The following is a 16909-nucleotide window of genomic DNA, read 5'->3' on the forward strand; positions in this document are numbered from 1 at the left end:
ATGATTGAATGCACCATAGAGCCTATAGGGATGGTTGTAATCAAAATATGTCAAAAAGTTCTTCAGATGCTGGAATTTTTTTGTGGATGACTTATCAGACTATGCAAAAGATGGGCTTAGATGCAGCATCTATTTTTGCAAGTGTAAATTTACCCAATCAGCCTCCCGATAAAAATATTCGTAGAGATAATTCGACTCAACAAAGGTTTTGGACAGCGGCTGAAGAAATAAGTGAAGACCCTGATATTGGCTTGCATGTAGGTAGTCAAATGCCACCATTCAGGGGATTAGTAATTGAATATCTATTTTTGAGTAGCTCAACTTTTGGAGAAGGTTTACAGCGGGCTCTAAGATATCAAGCCATACTTACAGATGTATTTGACCTAAAATTAACAATTAAGGAAGATCAAGCAATACTGTCTGGTTTTAAGCACCCCGTAAGACATTATCTTGAATGTGCCATAGGTATTTTTCTTAATTTTTTTAAATATATTACAAATAAAGAGTTCAGACCTACTCAAATTATCTTGCCCCATCAAGAAGGTGCATCAGCAGAAATATATGAGGAAATATGGAATTGCTCCGTGATTTTAGGGCAAATGGAAGGTTCTATTATTTTTCCTAGCGTACTTTTAAATAAAGCTTCACCAGCTGCTGAACCAGAATTATTAAGAATTCATGAAACGCTTGCAGAACAACAGTTACTGACTTTAGAAAAGCATCAACTCGTTTATGCTATTGAGCGTTTTCTTAGCAATGGATTACTGGAATCTGGGCATTTTGATCAAAAATTTATTGCTGAACAATTAAATCGTAACCCTCGTACCCTTCGAGCAGATTTACAGGCAATTAATATAAATTATGAGAAAATTTTAAATCAGCATCGGGAAAAACTAGCCAGACGTTTACTTGCTCACACACAAGAAACCATTGATCAAATAGTTTATCTAACTGGTTTTTCTGAACCCTCTGCTTTTACGCGAGCTTTTAAACGTTGGACTGGTGAGACTCCTAGTGCTTATCGTCAGCGTAAACAAAATAGTTAAATTGATTCTAATGACACTTATCTAGCTGCCTGTTAAGTCAAAGGGATAAAACATTCTTCTTTTACAATCATTTTAAATTGTAATTAAGAAGTTCCCAATATGCTTGGTTTTCCTGTAGGTGTTTTTGTTGCTAATGGTCTTGAATGGTACTTTCATAAAGTCTGGTTACACGAATATCCAAGTCAGTATCGTAATAGCCCATTTTTCACTCACATCGCTCATCATAAGCGCGCTCGCTTAAATGGTTTTCAAGATGAAGGTTATGCTGAATCGATGTTCAAAAATGCTGAAATTTATAATGAAAAAACAGCATTAATTGGATTAGCTGGAGCTGCTACAATTTTTTTGCCTGTCGCTCCATTTTTTACAGCTGGGCTCTATTATGGTTTATGGAATTATTGGCGTGTACATTCAAAAGCACATTTAGATTCAGAATATGCAAACAAACGTATTCCTTGGCACTATGATCATCACATGACAAGTAATCAAAATGCTAATTGGTGCGTTACTAAACCTTGGTTTGACTATATTATGGGAACTAGAGTCACTACCGAAGTGTCTCAAACCGAGACCAATCCACTTGGTATTAAATTACCAAAGTTTTTAGAAAAACCAATTAATTTTACTGCTAGACGTATACTTACCAAATCCTATGCCAAAATTGATTCAAATTCTGTTCAGGATCAATCTAATTTACGCAACGGAATAGAAGTCAGTTTAACCTAAATATATCAAAATAAAAAAGCTGCGGACTCCAGCAGCTTTTTATATAAATCGATAGTTAACAGCTTAAACTTTAAAAGGTTCGAAGCAGCTCACAAGAAAATCCATTACTACTCTTATTGCTGGACTATGCCGTAAATCTTCATGTGTAACTAACCAAATTTCAGCACTCATCGGATGGTCATCTTGTAATCTAACTAAATTACTAAGAGCGCCTAAAAAATCCGGTAAGACCGCTAATCCCACTTCTCCACATGCAGCTCTCCACTGTAACTCGGGATGGTTGGTCACAATTATGGGTTCTTTATAATTTAATCTTTCTTTTAGTTTTTGCTGTTTTTGACCATGTACTCCCCCTACTTCCACACTAATCCATTCATAATTTTCAGGAGCCGTTGAAGCCAAATAATTTGGACCCGCATATATTCCAAAAGGAATTTCACCTACTTTACGAGCTACTAAATTTTCATCTTTAGGACGGCCAAATCTTACCGCGATATCAGCCTCACTATGCTGTAATGAAACATAATGAACATCACCGAGCACACGCAATTTTAATTGAGGATAATGACGATAAAATCTGCCCAAATGAGGCATGATGAGATGTGCCGCAGTTAAAGGAGGCATACTAATAGAAACACTTCCCATCACTTCTTGCTGACCAGCCTGAGTTAAACGTTCAATAGAAAAAGTTTCTTCCATCATACGAGCAACCATTTGCGCAAGACGTTCACCATCAGGAGTTAGGATGTAAGTACGTGGTCTACGATCAACTAATTTAAGTTTTAAGTTCTGTTCTAGCTGGGCAATTCTTCTAGATACAGTTGCATGATCTACTCCCAATTTTCGGGCAGCCGCTGACAGTGACTTTTCTTCTGTAAAAACTGAAAAGTAATGTAAATTTTCCCAATCAATCATTGTGCAAATTTTCACATTAGAAGTGTATTAATATGGAATTGTACACCTTTATGTAATTGCCCAGAATAAAACCTTTCTTGATGGGAGCCTGTCCATGAACAGAACGGTGGCTTATGCCTATGCTGGTGTTGCCTTAACAATGTTTTTTTGGGGATCAGCATTTAATGCAATGTCTTATATCATTCAACATATGCCCCCGCTATCTGCTGCATCTGAACGGTTTTCAATTGCAAGCCTAGGCTTACTTCTAATCTTTTCAATAACAGGCCAACTAAGATGGGCAGCCTTAAGCCAGAATTTAGTTATCTACCTTGTGATTGGGGTAATTGGAATTGCAGGCTTCAACATAGGCTGTTTTTATGGCTTAAAAACGACATCTGCCGTAAACGGTGCTTTAATTATGGCAACGACACCGTTAATGACTCTATTAATGACAATCATGCTAGATGGTGAAAAACTTACCACTAGTAAATTTTTAGGCGTTTTATTCGGTTTAAGTGGCGTTTTACTTGTGATTAGTCAGGGCCATATAACAACTTTACTTCACCTCAAAATAGACATTGGAGATCTATTTATATTATTGGGTGCATTTGGATTTTGTTTCGCAAATGTACTGTCTCGTCATTATGTAAAAAATGCTACTCCGCTAGAAACAACGACTTTTTCTATGATGTTTGGAGCAATAACACTTGGTTTGTTGAGTATGATATTTGAAAATCCTTTTTCAGCCATTGCATCTGCACCGGTAAATGCACATTTAGCTATGGGATATGTTGTTATCTGCTCTACCATGATTGCTTATTTATTCTGGTTTAATGGTATACAAAAGTTAGGTGCTGGACGCGCTTCGGTATTTTTTAACTTTGTGCCAGTGTTCAGTATGATAATTGCTCTACTTGCTGGACAAACCCTTAATATCTGGCAGTTGATAGGAACAGCTTTGGTGATGCTTGGTGTAATGAGTAGCGGAGGTTTTTTAAAAATTAAAAGTACTCCACTTATGGCAAAACATTGTACAAAATAAGAAATATGCTGCTACATTAAAATCTACTATTAATATGTAGCAGTATTTTCAAATATAAAATACAAAATCACCTCTCGCTAATTTCTTTAAGTTCCTATATTTCGAAAATATTTTTTACATTTTTGAAGTTTTATACAAAAGCTCATCTTAATTATTCCGTTGTAACAAATACTGTATGTTTCTTTAAAACTTAATAAAAGATTGCCATATATAGTTTTAAAACAACCAAAGGAGATATTAAAATGAAGCTGGATTTTACAACTATTGAAAAGCAAGCCAAATTGCTACAAGAAGAGCAAGAAAAGATCGAGCAACGAGATCATGAATTTCAACTTGCTTTAGATAAACACCGGGAATCCCTGAAGAGTTTATTTAAAGATCTTTTCTCTGACCGAGAAGTTAAGACAGAAAATGGAGGCCACTTTTGTGTAAATTTTGGTGATTTCAAAATTTCTTTGTTGATTGAAACTGCTAAATTTGAAAATGGTGTTCCTGTAAAATTAAATTCGGTAAATCCTGTTATTATTAAATGCAAGAAAGATAAGCCCATTGCAAAAGCCCAGTTTACTGATGCAACACAATATCTAGATAACTATTTAGAAACTCCAAATTATCAATATTATTTTAAGCAAGAAGATAAAACCCAACTTGTGCAATTTTCTGAACTTCCTACTTATTTCCAAATCGTTTTAGATGCAAACGCATAAAGTTGAGCCCTCTGTAGAGGGCTTTTTTATATATTATTTTTCAATTATTTAACTTTTTAAACAATAAAATTAATCAAATATATTTTCTATTTATCTATGAATTATTTAAGCCACTTTTAGCTTTTACAGCCTCAAAAACTGTTTGATTATTTTTCAAATTACTTGTATATACATGTTTATATTTGTTTGTACAAATATTGAATTAATAAAAATAGAGTGGACTCTTAAAGGACAAGGAGAGTGAAATGGACTCATCGGCTGAGAAAGCAAATAGTAGTTTTATTGAAAACCGAAGTATTGACTTTATTCCAGAAAATGAAAGACATGGCGGAGTATTTGCTCAATTCACCCTCTGGTTTGGTGCTAATTTACAAATCACAGCCATTGTGACGGGTGCGCTAGCAGTTGTATTAGGCGGGGATGTTTTTTGGTCTATTATTGGTTTATTCGTGGGTCAATGTTTTGGTGCTGCCGTTATGGCACTACATGCTGCCCAAGGTCCTAAACTTGGCCTTCCTCAAATGATTTCAAGCCGTGTGCAATTTGGGGTATATGGTGCTTGTATTCCAATCATACTTGTTTGCCTCATGTATATTGGCTTTACCGCAACTGGAGAGGTATTAGCTGGTAAAGCAATTGCACATCTAGCACATGTCAGCAATACAACTGGTATCTTAATTTACGCATGTTTAATCATTATATTTGCAACGATTGGATATCGTTTAATTCATTTGGTAGGCAAAATAGCAAGTATTATTGGTTTAATCGCTTTTGTGATTATCTTGACTCAAATTTTAGCACTTTCTGATTTATCAGAACTCTTAGCAGTACGTCATTTCAGTTGGTCTTCATTTTTATTAGCAGTTTCACTTTCTGCTTCTTGGCAAATTTCTTTTGGGCCTTATGTTGCAGACTACTCCCGTTATCTTCCAACTAAAACGTCTTCATCTCGTGTATTTTGGGCCGTTGGTTTAGGTTCTCTCTTGGGTTCACAAATTTCCATGAGCCTAGGTGTTTTGATTGCTCAAGTCGCAAACGGCAATTTTGTCGGAAATGAAGTTCAATATGTTGTGGGTATGAACCCAATTGCCCTCGTCGTGACCTTTTTATATTTTAGTATCGCTTTTGGCAAAGTTACTCTGACAACCTTAAATGCTTACGGTAGTTTTATGTGCATTGCTACGGTTTGGAATAGTTTCAAATCGACAAATCAAATCTCAAAAATAACAAGATTACTCATTGTCCTTGCTATGGTTGTGATTTCGACTTTTATTGCAATTATAGGTGAACATACTTTTTTAAGTGCTTTTAAAGCATTTATTTTGTTTTTACTTACCTTCTTTATTCCATGGAGTGCTATTAATCTGGTTGATTACTACTTTATCTCTAAAGAAGAATGTGATGTAGATGCGCTCTATGATCCAAATGGCAAGTATGGCCGTTGGAATCGAATTGGTATCACCTGCTACTTTCTCGGTATTTTGATCCAACTACCCTTTATTGATAGTAAATTCTACACGGGTCAAATTGCTGCAATGTTAGGAGGGATCGACTTATCATGGCTGGTAGGACTGATTTCTACAGCAGTGATTTATTATATTTTCGCCAAGAAAGCTCAACTTAAGTTTTCAAAGCAGTTAGTCATTGATCAAATCAAATAATTAAACTAGAGATAAGCTATCAAAGTCACACACCTTGATAGCTTATTAAGATGATTTAGCGACTATTCTTGCAGTGCTTTAGCTTGTGCCGAAATAGGCAATCCAAATAACTTATCAAAGCTCCAATTAAATATAAAAGTATAGATAGGAATAATGATAATAAAAGCCACATCTAACCAAAAAGCAGCAATCAGAGAAATATCCATCCACCATGCAATAAGAGGAATCAAAAATAGGACTAAGGTAAGCTGGAAACCAATAGCATGTCCAACTCTACGCTTAACTGTACGAACATTACTGCTTTGTCTAGCCTCCCACTTCTCATATAAAATATTGTAGATAAAATTCCAAGTTACAGCGATGGTCGTAATCATGACAGAGAGTGGTCCTGTATGTTCAACACTATCACCTGCCAAAATCGCTAAACCTACTGATGAAATAATCATTCCGATGACTTCATAAGCAGAAACATAGACAATTCGACGTTTTACACCTTGCATAATAGGCAAACTCTAACTAATTCTTTATATTTTAATTTCAGTCAAAATCATATATAAAGTTAATAGCTTTCAGTTCTACTGATATCAAAATGAATTTTAACAGCGAAAATATTGAACTCTTTATTACTGTACTAGATACAGGATCTTTCTCTGCTGCTGCCCGCAAACTAAATCGAGTACCCTCAGCAGTCAGTATGGCAGTTGCTAATCTAGAAGCAGAATTGGGTTACACCTTATTTGAACGTACTCCACGCAAGGTCATTCCTACACCTACCGCATTAGCTTTGGAACCTCAAGCACGAATTATTTCTGAACAACTTAGACTATTTAGTACCCATGCCCATGAACTTTCTTTAGGACTAGAGAGTAAGTTACGTATTGGTGTGGTCTCAGATGTAAATACAAAACTATTATTTTCTTCAATAAAGAAGTTAGCTGATAAATTCCCCTTACTAAATATAGAGGTTATTACTGCACCTCAAGATGACATCCTTAATCTACTTTATAGGGAAGAAATTAGTCTTTGCTTAGCTGGTTCAGACCTCAATATAAAAATGCGTGAGAATCTGCAATTAGTAATGACTGAAACAGTCGTTGCTACTATCTCGTCTAGTCATACTCTTCTACAAGAAAAAACAAAGCATTTTTCTATTGAAGAGTTAATCAATATTAGACAAATTGTAGTGGCGAGTAGCGACCATGAAATGACAGATTCCCGATCAATTATTGGTGCTATGTATTGGAAAACGAATAGTCTACAAACAGCAATTAATATGGTTGAAGCAGGACTCGGTTGGGGAAATTTCCCGTTATCATTAGTACAAGAAAAAATTTCACAAGGTCATTTAGTTCTTTTAGATTTTAAAAATACTAAAAATCATTTACCTCTATCCATTTACTTAATTTGGCTTCAAGACCGTCCCTTATCTAAAGCGGCTCGAGAACTCATTCAGATTATTCAAGAAAACTTATAATTTCTTATACTGTAGCTCTCTGAGCACACATGATCTTTTTATAGTTTTATTTCTAATTATATACTTACTTTTAAAATTCAGATTATTGCTCTTTCCTATTTTCTCTATATTACAAAAAGCAAGAAGCCTACTTTAAAAAGCAGGCTTCTTACTGTATTTCAGGACTAAGCAATAGTTTTTTATTTTGGGAAAATACATTTGTACTTTATTAAAACCTAGCATTTTAGTCAAGAATAAATTCAATAAAATACAATCATTTGTATCGAGCGTGAAAGTAGTCACACTTTAAGTTTTGTATAGAAAACACATGAGAAAAAGAAAGAAATTTCAATTAAAAAAATTTCCAATTCTCCCACTAAAAAGTTCTAATTTTTTAAAAATCAGATAAAGGTCTTAATTTTAAGGAAGCTCACTTTACTCCCTTATTTTTGTATTTCCTCGTTAAAACTTATGGATTTTTCCCTATGCGCTAAACAAAATTAATTTCATAAATATTATCTTTGTATTACTAGTTTTTTAAAAATTAATTAGAATTTTGGATTCACCTTACTCAAAAAAATAATCACTTTCACTAGATTTATTACAGTAACTATTAGACTGCAAAGAATAACCTCTCATTAAAATGATATAGAATTGACTATGATAAGAGTACATCATTCTATAAATAGGATTTTATAAAGTTATACGTTTTCTAAATATTTAGCGTAGATAAATATTTCTTAAATTAAGTTTATTTAGAATATTCTATAGTCGTTATTGAACAAATATTTATAAATTCTGTGTAAGACATAAATGTATAAATTATGTTTGTAAACTTTTTTGAAAAACCAATTTTGGTCACATTTCAAGCAATATTCAATCAACCTGAAATTTGATTACTCTTCAAACAAAAGATGTTTTTAAAAGAATTAACTATTCGAACTGATAATTAACTAAAACCCAATCACTATAAACTTCTGACTGACATAAGTTCTAATTGATCGATAAATAACTAAGTTCACTTTACTCATGAGCTACTCATACGCTAGAATCACTCTCGCTCGTAATATTTAACCAAAATAACACAATATTTTTTAGGTCTAGTATGTGCCTAGTTTAGAAAATGACTTGTGTTTGATTAAAAAATTGATTAGTATTGCACGCACTGAAAGGCCTTGAGATTTAAAGCTTTTCTGACTTATAGGGCCTATAGCTCAGTTGGTTAGAGCAGCGGACTCATAATCCGTTGGTCCCGTGTTCAAGTCACGGTGGGCCCACCAAATTCAAACCTCATAAACTAAAAAGTTTATGGGGTTTTTTAATGCTTATCTAAATAGAATTCGTTTTACCGTTATAAACAATATTCAAAATTTAATTATCAAAATGTAAATTTTATTTTATCTTAAAATTTTAACTGCTTTAAAATACGTTTTTCTAAACTTAATACTTCTATTTCTTCTATTAAGCTAAGATTCTCTTCCGCATAAGCTCTGTATGTTCTAATTGAGCGTCCCAAAATTTTTCCCATAAATCACAATACTCTAAGCATAACTTTTCGATATAGTTATAATCTTCTTCTGTACAAGCTTGCATTAAGACATACCATAAGTCTTCTTCATGATCATCATCTGCGGCTTCGGCACTTTCATCTTCAGAAATACCATGCACATGATAATAACCACCACCCTCTACCTCTAAACCTACAGCTTTAGTCGCTTTACGTAACGGTGGACTATAAAGAATCACCTCTTCTTCTGCGACTGCTAATAAGGCTGAAACAGCTTTATAGTCATCATAAGCATTTTCTAAAAACACTCTAACTTGATTTGCAATTTCAGTCGGCTGATAAGTCAGACGATCTTGTTCTGTAATACCAAAATCATTTAATACGTCTTCAAATAAAGGATAGTGAGCATATTCAGGATTTCCCTGATAATAACCATCTTTGTCTAAACCTGGACGAAATCCAAACTCATCAAAAATATTTAGGCTCAAAAGAAAGCGCGGAAACATTTTCGCACCGGCATGCAATCTTGGCTCTAGTTGTTTAGTTTGAAATTGGGCCATGAGCAATGCATCAGTAAAAGTTTGTACAATTGCATGGCGGTATTCTAAGTGTATTTTTTTTAAATTTTCTTTATTAATTTCTCCGTTATTTAAAATATCAATTGCAGGATGATGTGACACCGCATGTTTAGCAATTTTTTCTCTTAATTGGGTCAAAAAGTCTGAATTTTTTTCCCATAGTTCAGTAGAAATGCTTTGCTTCATCCCTGCGAGTGCTTTCTTTCTAGGATTATTAAAATTCTCAAATTTCTTAGGCATATCTACTCTCATTAAACTTATTGAAGCCTGATCGATTTTTACATATTTTATTATAAAAACAATGACTTAAATTAATATTTAAATATGTTCCCTTATCAATCCATATTAGAATTAAAATCGTACGAAATCAAATAGAAAATTAAAAAAAACTTATGTTAATGATTATCATTATCACAATATCAACTTGAATCCAATCCCTTTTTTTATTATGATCATTAATATTAAAATTTTAATTTTTTCGATTAAGTTATAATTAGTTCTAACTATATGGAATAGTAATGTCAAAAAAAGAAGATATTATAAATACTGCTTTAAATTTATTTAATCAGATTGGCTACAATGCAACTGGTGTTGACCGTATTATTGCTGAATCTAATGTTGCAAAGATGACCTTTTATAAATATTTTCCTTCAAAAGAAAATTTAATTATGGAGTGTTTGCAACATAGAAACTTAAATATTCAAAATTCAATTAATGAACAATTAAATTTACGTCAAGATGCTAACCCGCTTGAGAAAATTCATATTATTTTTAATTGGTATATTGAATGGATCAATAGCGAAACATTTAATGGTTGCTTATTTAAAAAAGCATTTATTGAAGTATCTAAACAATATACTTCAATTCGTGAACCATTTTATGAGTATACAAAGTGGTTAACTCATTTACTACAAGACCAGCTCACTCAATTAGGTATAGAAAACCCTACTCCCCTTACTCATATTATTATTTCTATTATTGATGGGATGATTATTGATGGAACAACAGATAAAAAACTAATTAATGCTGAAAAAATTTGGCAGTATATTGAGTTTTTAATTAATGAAGAAATACCTCAACAGGTTTCTTAATTTTAAAATTATCTAAGTTTATTATGTTTAAAGAAAAATAAAAAAGAACTTTTTAAATCTTCAAGCTTAGATAATCTTCATTTTTAATTGGCTACTTTAGCTTTCATAATTTTTCTAGGCTTTTTTACAAACTCATATTAGAATCCTGCAAATTTATCACCTTGCACTGATCTATGAAAAAATTTCTAGCTAACTCTATCTTTAAAGCTGCTGGTTGGACCTATAATGTAGATCCCGAAATTCTTGAAAAAAAACAAGTTATTATTGGATTTGAACATACCTCAAATCTAGATGCAGTGCTCTCTATTGCTCTCTTCCAAATTTTAGACATTAAGATTCATACTTTAATAAAGAAAGAACTCTTTAAGGGTCCCCTTAAGCCAGTTTTAGAAAAACTTGGTGGCATTCCCGTTGACCGCAAAGCGAGTAAAGATATTGTTTCTCAAATGGTTGAACAATTTCAAACTCATGAAACTTTTAACTTGGTGATTGCTCCCGAAGCTACTCGTGCGAAAGATGGCTCAGAACGTAAACCTATCCGTACAGGTTTTTGGCATATTGCGAAAGCCGCTAATGTTCCAATTGTACTCATGTATGCCAATGCCCGAAGCAAACAAGGCGGAATTCTAGGCAAAATTTACCCAACAGACTTACAAAAAGATCTGGAAACGATTAAAGAGCTATATGCGAAATTTGACATAGATGTCAAAATTAACTAGATCAAATTGGATTTGATTCGGCCTGATCTCACTCATTAGGCCTTAAGGTTATTATTCTTATTCAATTGGCTAACAAAACGCAGGGCAATAGTTTTCAACAAAACCAAGCCTATGCTAATATTCCAGCACTTTTGCATTTTCTTTTTTTGGAGTTCACGTCCATGGCGGGTCATTCTAAATGGGCCAATATTAAGCATCGTAAAGCGAAACAAGATGCAAGTCGCGGTAAAGTTTTTACTAAATATATTCGTGAAATTGTGACTGCTGCCAAACTTGGTGGTGGAGATGCTGCTAGTAACCCTCGTTTGCGTGCAGTAGTTGAAAAAGCTCTTTCAGTTAATATGACACGTGACACCATCAACCGTGCAATCCAACGTGGTGCCGGTGGTGAAGATAATGATGATTTAAAAGAAGTAACTTACGAAGGTTATGGTGTTGGCGGTGTTGCTGTTCTTGTTGAGACAATGACAGATAACTTAAACCGTACAGTACCAGATGTACGTCACTGTTTTAGTAAAACAAATGGTAACCTAGGAACTGCGGGTTCTGTCGCTTATCTATTTACTAAACGTGGTGAAATTACTTTTGAAGATGTTTCTTTAGAAGACAAAATCATGGAAATTGCTTTAGAAGCTGGTGCTGAAGATATTGAAGTTTCAGAAGATGAAATTTTGGTAATCACTTCACCAGAAACTTTTGGTGAAGTTCAAGATGCTCTAACTGCTGCTGGTTTAAAATCTAACAACGCAGAAGTTGTTATGAGTCCATCAACTAAAGCTGAAATTACTGATGTCGACCAAGCAAAACAAATTCTTAAAATGATTGATATGTTTGAAGATCTTGATGATGTACAAAACGTTTATACTAACGTTGAGTTCACAGATGAAGTTTTGGCTCAACTTGATGCCTAAATCAAACATTTGAATTGAAAAACGCACCATTTGGTGCGTTTTTTTATAGTTTATTGAGTAAGTTATAGCAGTTAAAAACATTATATTTTTTAATCACAAAGCTCGAATGCAGCGCGACAACATTATCAATTTTTCCAATACGTCTTAATAAAATTTCACTGTAGTCATCCATGTTACGTGCTACAAGTTCTAAAATAAAATCGGCACTTTGCCCTGTCACAAGAAATGCATTGGTCACTTCTGGAATTGCTTCTATTTCAGAAAGAAACTTATCAAATGTTTCGGTGTCATGCTTACTCAACGAAACTTGCAATAAGATGTGTAAGGTAAATCCAAGTTTACTAAAATTAATTTCCCTTTTGAGCTGCCCCATAACGTTGGCTTCAATCAGATGCTTAATCCGGCGATGCACAGAACTGACTGACAGATTGATCCGTTCTGAAAGTTCATTCAAATTTAAGTCTTCATGAGACAAAATTTCTAGAATTTGTTTATCAAAACGATCTAACTCCATTGTTATCTCCAGCCAGAATTTTACAGTGAGGACAGTATACCCTATACAACTCACCTGCATTTAAAATACAAAGGTTTAAAAATAGCTAAAACGTTTAATTCTTTTACACATTTTATTGCAGATGTGCATTTTAACCGTGCAAATAATGGAACATATGGCGCATTTTAGAAAGTCAATTTCATGCTCTCATTTATTTTTTTCAATATAAGATATTACTCTCCCCATTATTTACACATAGACCTATGATAATTATAGATATTTTACCATTTTTCTAAATTCTTAAAGTTGGCATTATTATTGTTATGTATTTGCAGGAAAATTTTTATCCATGTCGGGGAGTTCCTGTGAATAAGATCAAAACACTCGTGCTAGCAATGAGTTCTATAGGCGCAATTAGCGTGACGATGCCTGTGCATGCCGCTACAGATGCTGAAGTTAACGCCTTACGTGATGAAGTAAAGGAGTTAAAACAACTCGTCCAGAAACTATCTGATCAACAAAAAACAGCTTTGTCGGTTAGTGCTCCAGCAACAATTCCCGTAGCTACACCTACACCTCCTGTATCAAAACCACGTTGGATGGCGATGGCGGATGGACAAACCCAAGTTAAGCTTTATGGTAGTGTCCGCGCAGATGCAACCTATGACTTTAAAGGTTCAAATGGCAGCATTTCAAATGGCGCTAACTATCCATTAAATAAAGATGATCCGAAACAAGACTCACTAAATGTATCTGCTGCAACTTCAAGAATTGGTCTAGACATTACTCGACCTACTCAGTACGGAGATTTAACCGGCAAAATTGAAGCCGATTTCATGGGTGGAAATGGCGACAATGGTAATGGTACTTTCCGGGTTCGCCATGCTTATATGTCTTTAGGAAAATGGTTAGCTGGTCAAACGACCTCACCATTTGTAAATACCGATACATCACCAGAAACGGTAGATTTTAATGGCGCTATTGGTACAGGTACTACACGTACAGTACAGGTTAGGTACACTCAGCCAATTAATGCACAACAGAAAATATTAGTTGCCTTAGAAGGCGGTGATGTTGAAAAAGCTGGGAATGCTGCTGGTGGAAGCCGCTTTCCCGCTTTAACAGCACGATATGATTTCAAGACTACAGATAATAAAGGCCTATTACAGTTACATGGTCTTGCCCATGAAAACCGCGTAGCTCCAAAAGATAGTACTTCTGAAGAAAAATTTGGTTGGGGTGTCGGCGTTGGTGGTAAATATGATTTAACGCCTCAAGATAGCTTGGTTGCTAATTACTATCATGTTAAAGGAGATGGCCGCTATTTACTTTATAGCAACTCAGCTTATGCCTATGACACAACAACTCAGGATATTAATTTAGGTGAATTTGATAGTGCCGTTATTGGCTATCAACGGAAATGGAGCCCTATCCTTCGCTCTACTTTTGCAATAGGCGGTATTCAATACAAAGATGATAGCACCTATGCAAATAGCAATTTAACCAGCACCAGCTATAACAAAGAAATTTATAATGCCTTGGTCAATTTAATCTGGAATCCGGTTAAAAATATTGATTTAGGTGCAGAATATACATATGGCCAACGAGAAACTTTCGCAGGCGATAAGGGTGATTACTCTCGTGTCAATTTATTAGCAAAATATAGTTTCTAAAATTGCAAATAAAAAAAGAGCCTTTTAAAAGGCTCTTTTTTTATTAATGGTATTAATGCATGGCTTGAATTTTTTCTAAGAAGAGCTTCGCGCGCTCGTGGCGAGCATCTAAATTATCAAAGAATTCATGCGTTGGACAGTCTTCTAAAATCTTACCTTCATCCATAAAAATTAGACGGTTAGATACTCTTTTAGCAAAACCCATTTCATGTGTAACACACATCATGGTCATGCCCTCATGTGCAAGTTGCACCATCACTTCAAGTACTTCCCCGACCATTTCTGGATCGAGTGCAGAAGTTGGTTCATCAAACAACATACAAATTGGGTCCATGGACAAGCCACGAGCAATCGCTACACGTTGCTGCTGACCACCAGACAATTGGCCCGGAAACTTATCTTTGTGCGCAAGCAAACCTACCCGTTCTAAATATTTCAGACCTTTTTCACGAGCATCGGCAACTGAACGCTTTAACACTTTAACTTGAGCAATGGTTAGATTTTCCAAAACAGTCATGTGCGGGAAAAGTTCAAAATGCTGGAACACCATTCCCACTCGTGAACGGAATTTAGCAAGATCCGTTTTTGGATCTTTCAGAGAGACTCCATCAACAATAATATCGCCTTGTTGAAATGGTTCTAACGCATTTACTGTTTTAATGAGTGTTGATTTTCCTGAACCAGACGGTCCGCAAACAACAACGACATCACCTTTTTCAATACTCGTCGTGCAATCTGTTAAAACCTGAAAATCACCATACCATTTAGAGATATGTTGGATGTCTATCATTGGCATTTAAAATCTCCAATTAGCGAATGATGGCAATTTTTTGCTGTAAGCGTTTGACTAATTGCGACAACACAAACGAACTACAGAAGTAAACTACAGCGACGATTAAATAGAATGTTGCTTTGGTTTCAGGACCATATGTATTAGCCAATGTATCTGCACGACCTAAAAAGTCTGGTGCACTAATCACATAAACTAATGAGATATCCTGAAATAAAATAATTGTTTGAGTTAACAATACTGGGAGCATGTTACGAAAGGCTTGAGGTAAAACCACGTAGCGCATTGATTGACCATAGGTAAAACCTAGCGCGTAGCCTGCATTGACCTGACCTCTTGAAATAGACTGAATTCCGGAACGTACAATTTCCGAGAAAAATGCAGCTTCAAAAATAGCAAAAGTCACAACACTTGAAAACAATGGTCCCCAATACGTATCAGATTGAAACTCAAATATCTTCGGCAACAAAAAGTAGAAAATAAAGATCACCTGAATCAGTGGAATACCACGAAACAGATCGACATAAAATTTTGCGAAATTACTTGCGATGGCATTGTTTGATAAACGCATCATTGCCAATGGGGTTCCGATTAGGATACCGCCCATCATCGCCAATACAGTCACGGTCAGGGTAAAAATGAAACCTTCTTTGAGTGCCGCGATCACGTCAGGGTTATGTAATAAAGAAAAATCCATAATTACTTCCCTCCTGAGCCTAAGCCAGGCACAGCCATTCGTTTCTCAATCCATGCCATGATAAATTTAATACTATAAGTAATAATTAAATAAACAGGTGTAGAGAGAATAAGAATAATGATGTCCTGAGAAGTTTCTTCCCGCATGGTTTTTGTATAAGCGAAGAAGTTCAAAACACTCAAAGCATATAAAACTGCCGAGTTCTTGAAAACGTTCATTGCTTCAGAAGTAATCGTTGGCCACACTGTACGATATGCAACAGGTAAAATGACATAACGATAGCTTTGTGCAGTGGTAAAACCCATTGCAGAAGCTGCAAACTTTTGTCCACGAGAAACAGTATTAATACCGGCACGTATGTGTTCAGATACACGCGCAGCGGTGTAGAGACCTAATGCAAAAACACCAATAACCGCAGGTTGCTGATTTAAAATATTTTTCCACCATCCACCTGCAACAACGTCCCCACTGCCTGCACTTAAGCTGTCCGGTAAGAATTCCGGAAAAACAAATGCCCAGAAGAATAGCTGTACAATAAGTGGAATATTACGGAAGATTTCAACGTAACAATTGCCAATAAATGCCAGAGGTTTGTTAGGTAATGTACGAATTACCCCTAGGAGAGAACCTAATAAAAATGCGATAAGAAAGGCTATAACAGCTGTCCAAACCATAGTAAAGACGCCTGAACCTAACATTTGTAACCATGTGGGCGCTTCAGCATGAGCATTGTAGCTTGTACTACCAATTGCTCTACAGACTGATTCTGCCCATGCGGCTTTATCGACACCATATTCATTAGACTCCGCACAGAATATAGTCCAGTTTAGCGAGCCGACTGACATGTTTGCCCCTTAAATGAATATCTTTAGGAAAATAGACCGCTTAAGCAAGTGAGTCTCACTTGCTTAAGTAAAT

General features: G+C 35.0%; 17 protein-coding genes and 1 tRNA gene. 11 read left to right on the plus strand and 7 right to left on the minus strand.

Annotation, left to right across the window (positions count from 1 at the left end):
- Positions 1–47 precede the first annotated feature (47 nt).
- Complete coding sequence (locus AOLE_RS11180) at positions 48–1046, plus strand: AraC family transcriptional regulator (protein ID WP_013198123.1); 999 nt, start codon at positions 48–50, stop codon at positions 1044–1046.
- A gap of 99 nt (positions 1047–1145) precedes the next feature.
- On the plus strand, positions 1146–1772 hold the full coding sequence (locus tag AOLE_RS11185; protein ID WP_013198124.1) for a sterol desaturase family protein: 627 nt from the start codon (positions 1146–1148) through the stop codon (positions 1770–1772).
- Positions 1773–1835: 63 nt separating this feature from the next.
- Here the strand turns inward: AOLE_RS11185 and AOLE_RS11190 are convergent, their stop codons facing one another.
- Positions 1836–2687, minus strand: a complete 852-nt coding sequence (locus AOLE_RS11190; RefSeq protein WP_013198125.1) for a LysR family transcriptional regulator — start codon at positions 2685–2687, stop codon at positions 1836–1838.
- Between the two features lie 94 nt (positions 2688–2781).
- Between AOLE_RS11190 and AOLE_RS11195 the strand changes: the two genes are divergently transcribed.
- From AOLE_RS11195 to AOLE_RS11205, 3 genes are all read left to right on the plus strand, one after another.
- Positions 2782–3711 (plus strand): DMT family transporter, encoded by a 930-nt coding sequence (locus tag AOLE_RS11195; RefSeq protein WP_013198126.1) that lies wholly within the window; start codon positions 2782–2784, stop codon positions 3709–3711.
- A gap of 242 nt (positions 3712–3953) precedes the next feature.
- On the plus strand, positions 3954–4418 hold the full coding sequence (locus AOLE_RS11200) for a hypothetical protein (RefSeq protein ID WP_013198127.1): 465 nt from the start codon (positions 3954–3956) through the stop codon (positions 4416–4418).
- 245 nt (positions 4419–4663) lie between these two features.
- A complete protein-coding gene (locus AOLE_RS11205; RefSeq protein ID WP_013198128.1) occupies positions 4664–6079 on the plus strand; it encodes a purine-cytosine permease family protein in 1416 nt (471 codons plus the stop codon).
- 62 nt (positions 6080–6141) lie between these two features.
- Here the strand turns inward: AOLE_RS11205 and AOLE_RS11210 are convergent, their stop codons facing one another.
- Entirely contained in the window at positions 6142–6579 is a 438-nt protein-coding gene (locus AOLE_RS11210) for a PACE efflux transporter (protein ID WP_013198129.1), read from the minus strand.
- Between the two features lie 89 nt (positions 6580–6668).
- On the opposite strand from AOLE_RS11210, the gene AOLE_RS11215 reads away from it, so the two are divergent.
- On the plus strand, positions 6669–7553 hold the full coding sequence (locus AOLE_RS11215; protein WP_013198130.1) for a LysR family transcriptional regulator: 885 nt from the start codon (positions 6669–6671) through the stop codon (positions 7551–7553).
- Between the two features lie 1182 nt (positions 7554–8735).
- Positions 8736–8812, plus strand: a tRNA-Ile gene (locus AOLE_RS11220).
- Between the two features lie 181 nt (positions 8813–8993).
- On the opposite strand, the gene AOLE_RS11225 is transcribed toward AOLE_RS11220, so the two are convergent.
- Positions 8994–9857: an iron-containing redox enzyme family protein gene (locus AOLE_RS11225; RefSeq protein WP_013198131.1), complete on the minus strand. Its 864-nt coding sequence runs from the start codon at positions 9855–9857 to the stop codon at positions 8994–8996.
- A gap of 278 nt (positions 9858–10135) precedes the next feature.
- Here AOLE_RS11225 and AOLE_RS11230 point away from each other — a divergent pair, with 278 nt between their 5' ends.
- From AOLE_RS11230 to AOLE_RS11240, 3 genes are all read left to right on the plus strand, one after another.
- Positions 10136–10708, plus strand: coding sequence for a TetR/AcrR family transcriptional regulator (locus AOLE_RS11230; RefSeq protein WP_005304556.1), 573 nt, complete (start codon positions 10136–10138; stop codon positions 10706–10708).
- A 173-nt stretch (positions 10709–10881) separates the two neighbouring features.
- A complete protein-coding gene (locus AOLE_RS11235) occupies positions 10882–11427 on the plus strand; it encodes a 1-acyl-sn-glycerol-3-phosphate acyltransferase (protein WP_013198132.1) in 546 nt (181 codons plus the stop codon).
- A 161-nt stretch (positions 11428–11588) separates the two neighbouring features.
- A complete protein-coding gene (locus tag AOLE_RS11240) occupies positions 11589–12338 on the plus strand; it encodes a YebC/PmpR family DNA-binding transcriptional regulator (RefSeq protein WP_013198133.1) in 750 nt (249 codons plus the stop codon).
- 43 nt (positions 12339–12381) lie between these two features.
- On the opposite strand, the gene AOLE_RS11245 is transcribed toward AOLE_RS11240, so the two are convergent.
- Entirely contained in the window at positions 12382–12852 is a 471-nt protein-coding gene (locus tag AOLE_RS11245) for an Lrp/AsnC family transcriptional regulator (RefSeq protein WP_004642558.1), read from the minus strand.
- 344 nt (positions 12853–13196) lie between these two features.
- On the opposite strand from AOLE_RS11245, the gene AOLE_RS11250 reads away from it, so the two are divergent.
- Positions 13197–14504 (plus strand): DcaP family trimeric outer membrane transporter, encoded by a 1308-nt coding sequence (locus AOLE_RS11250; RefSeq protein WP_023274254.1) that lies wholly within the window; start codon positions 13197–13199, stop codon positions 14502–14504.
- A gap of 52 nt (positions 14505–14556) precedes the next feature.
- Here AOLE_RS11250 and AOLE_RS11255 read toward each other — a convergent pair whose 3' ends face one another.
- Genes AOLE_RS11255 through AOLE_RS11265 form a run of 3 tightly spaced genes read right to left on the minus strand, consistent with a single transcriptional unit; the run spans position 14557 to position 16836 of the window.
- Entirely contained in the window at positions 14557–15300 is a 744-nt protein-coding gene (locus AOLE_RS11255) for an amino acid ABC transporter ATP-binding protein (protein ID WP_004792844.1), read from the minus strand.
- Positions 15301–15313: 13 nt separating this feature from the next.
- Positions 15314–15991, minus strand: a complete 678-nt coding sequence (locus AOLE_RS11260) for an amino acid ABC transporter permease (RefSeq protein ID WP_005304545.1) — start codon at positions 15989–15991, stop codon at positions 15314–15316.
- Positions 15992–15993: 2 nt separating this feature from the next.
- Positions 15994–16836 (minus strand): amino acid ABC transporter permease, encoded by an 843-nt coding sequence (locus tag AOLE_RS11265; RefSeq protein WP_005304542.1) that lies wholly within the window; start codon positions 16834–16836, stop codon positions 15994–15996.
- Between the last annotated feature and the right edge of the window lie 73 nt (positions 16837–16909).

Origin of the sequence: Acinetobacter oleivorans DR1, from assembly GCF_000196795.1 — a bacterium.
GTDB lineage: Bacteria > Pseudomonadota > Gammaproteobacteria > Pseudomonadales > Moraxellaceae > Acinetobacter > Acinetobacter oleivorans.

Excerpts from the sequence above, each read along its gene's own strand:
- AOLE_RS11180 (WP_013198123.1), top strand. The coding sequence starts at position 48 with ATGTCAAAAAGTTCTTCAGATGCTGGAATTTTTTTGTGGATGACTTAT.
- AOLE_RS11185 (WP_013198124.1), top strand. The coding sequence starts at position 1,146 with ATGCTTGGTTTTCCTGTAGGTGTTTTTGTTGCTAATGGTCTTGAATGG.
- AOLE_RS11190 (WP_013198125.1), bottom strand. The coding sequence starts at position 2,687 with ATGATTGATTGGGAAAATTTACATTACTTTTCAGTTTTTACAGAAGAA.
- AOLE_RS11195 (WP_013198126.1), top strand. The coding sequence starts at position 2,782 with ATGAACAGAACGGTGGCTTATGCCTATGCTGGTGTTGCCTTAACAATG.
- AOLE_RS11200 (WP_013198127.1), top strand. The coding sequence starts at position 3,954 with ATGAAGCTGGATTTTACAACTATTGAAAAGCAAGCCAAATTGCTACAA.
- AOLE_RS11205 (WP_013198128.1), top strand. The coding sequence starts at position 4,664 with ATGGACTCATCGGCTGAGAAAGCAAATAGTAGTTTTATTGAAAACCGA.
- AOLE_RS11210 (WP_013198129.1), bottom strand. The coding sequence starts at position 6,579 with ATGCAAGGTGTAAAACGTCGAATTGTCTATGTTTCTGCTTATGAAGTC.
- AOLE_RS11215 (WP_013198130.1), top strand. The coding sequence starts at position 6,669 with ATGAATTTTAACAGCGAAAATATTGAACTCTTTATTACTGTACTAGAT.
- AOLE_RS11225 (WP_013198131.1), bottom strand. The coding sequence starts at position 9,857 with ATGCCTAAGAAATTTGAGAATTTTAATAATCCTAGAAAGAAAGCACTC.
- AOLE_RS11230 (WP_005304556.1), top strand. The coding sequence starts at position 10,136 with ATGTCAAAAAAAGAAGATATTATAAATACTGCTTTAAATTTATTTAAT.
- AOLE_RS11235 (WP_013198132.1), top strand. The coding sequence starts at position 10,882 with ATGAAAAAATTTCTAGCTAACTCTATCTTTAAAGCTGCTGGTTGGACC.
- AOLE_RS11240 (WP_013198133.1), top strand. The coding sequence starts at position 11,589 with ATGGCGGGTCATTCTAAATGGGCCAATATTAAGCATCGTAAAGCGAAA.
- AOLE_RS11245 (WP_004642558.1), bottom strand. The coding sequence starts at position 12,852 with ATGGAGTTAGATCGTTTTGATAAACAAATTCTAGAAATTTTGTCTCAT.
- AOLE_RS11255 (WP_004792844.1), bottom strand. The coding sequence starts at position 15,300 with ATGCCAATGATAGACATCCAACATATCTCTAAATGGTATGGTGATTTT.
- AOLE_RS11260 (WP_005304545.1), bottom strand. The coding sequence starts at position 15,991 with ATGGATTTTTCTTTATTACATAACCCTGACGTGATCGCGGCACTCAAA.
- AOLE_RS11265 (WP_005304542.1), bottom strand. The coding sequence starts at position 16,836 with ATGTCAGTCGGCTCGCTAAACTGGACTATATTCTGTGCGGAGTCTAAT.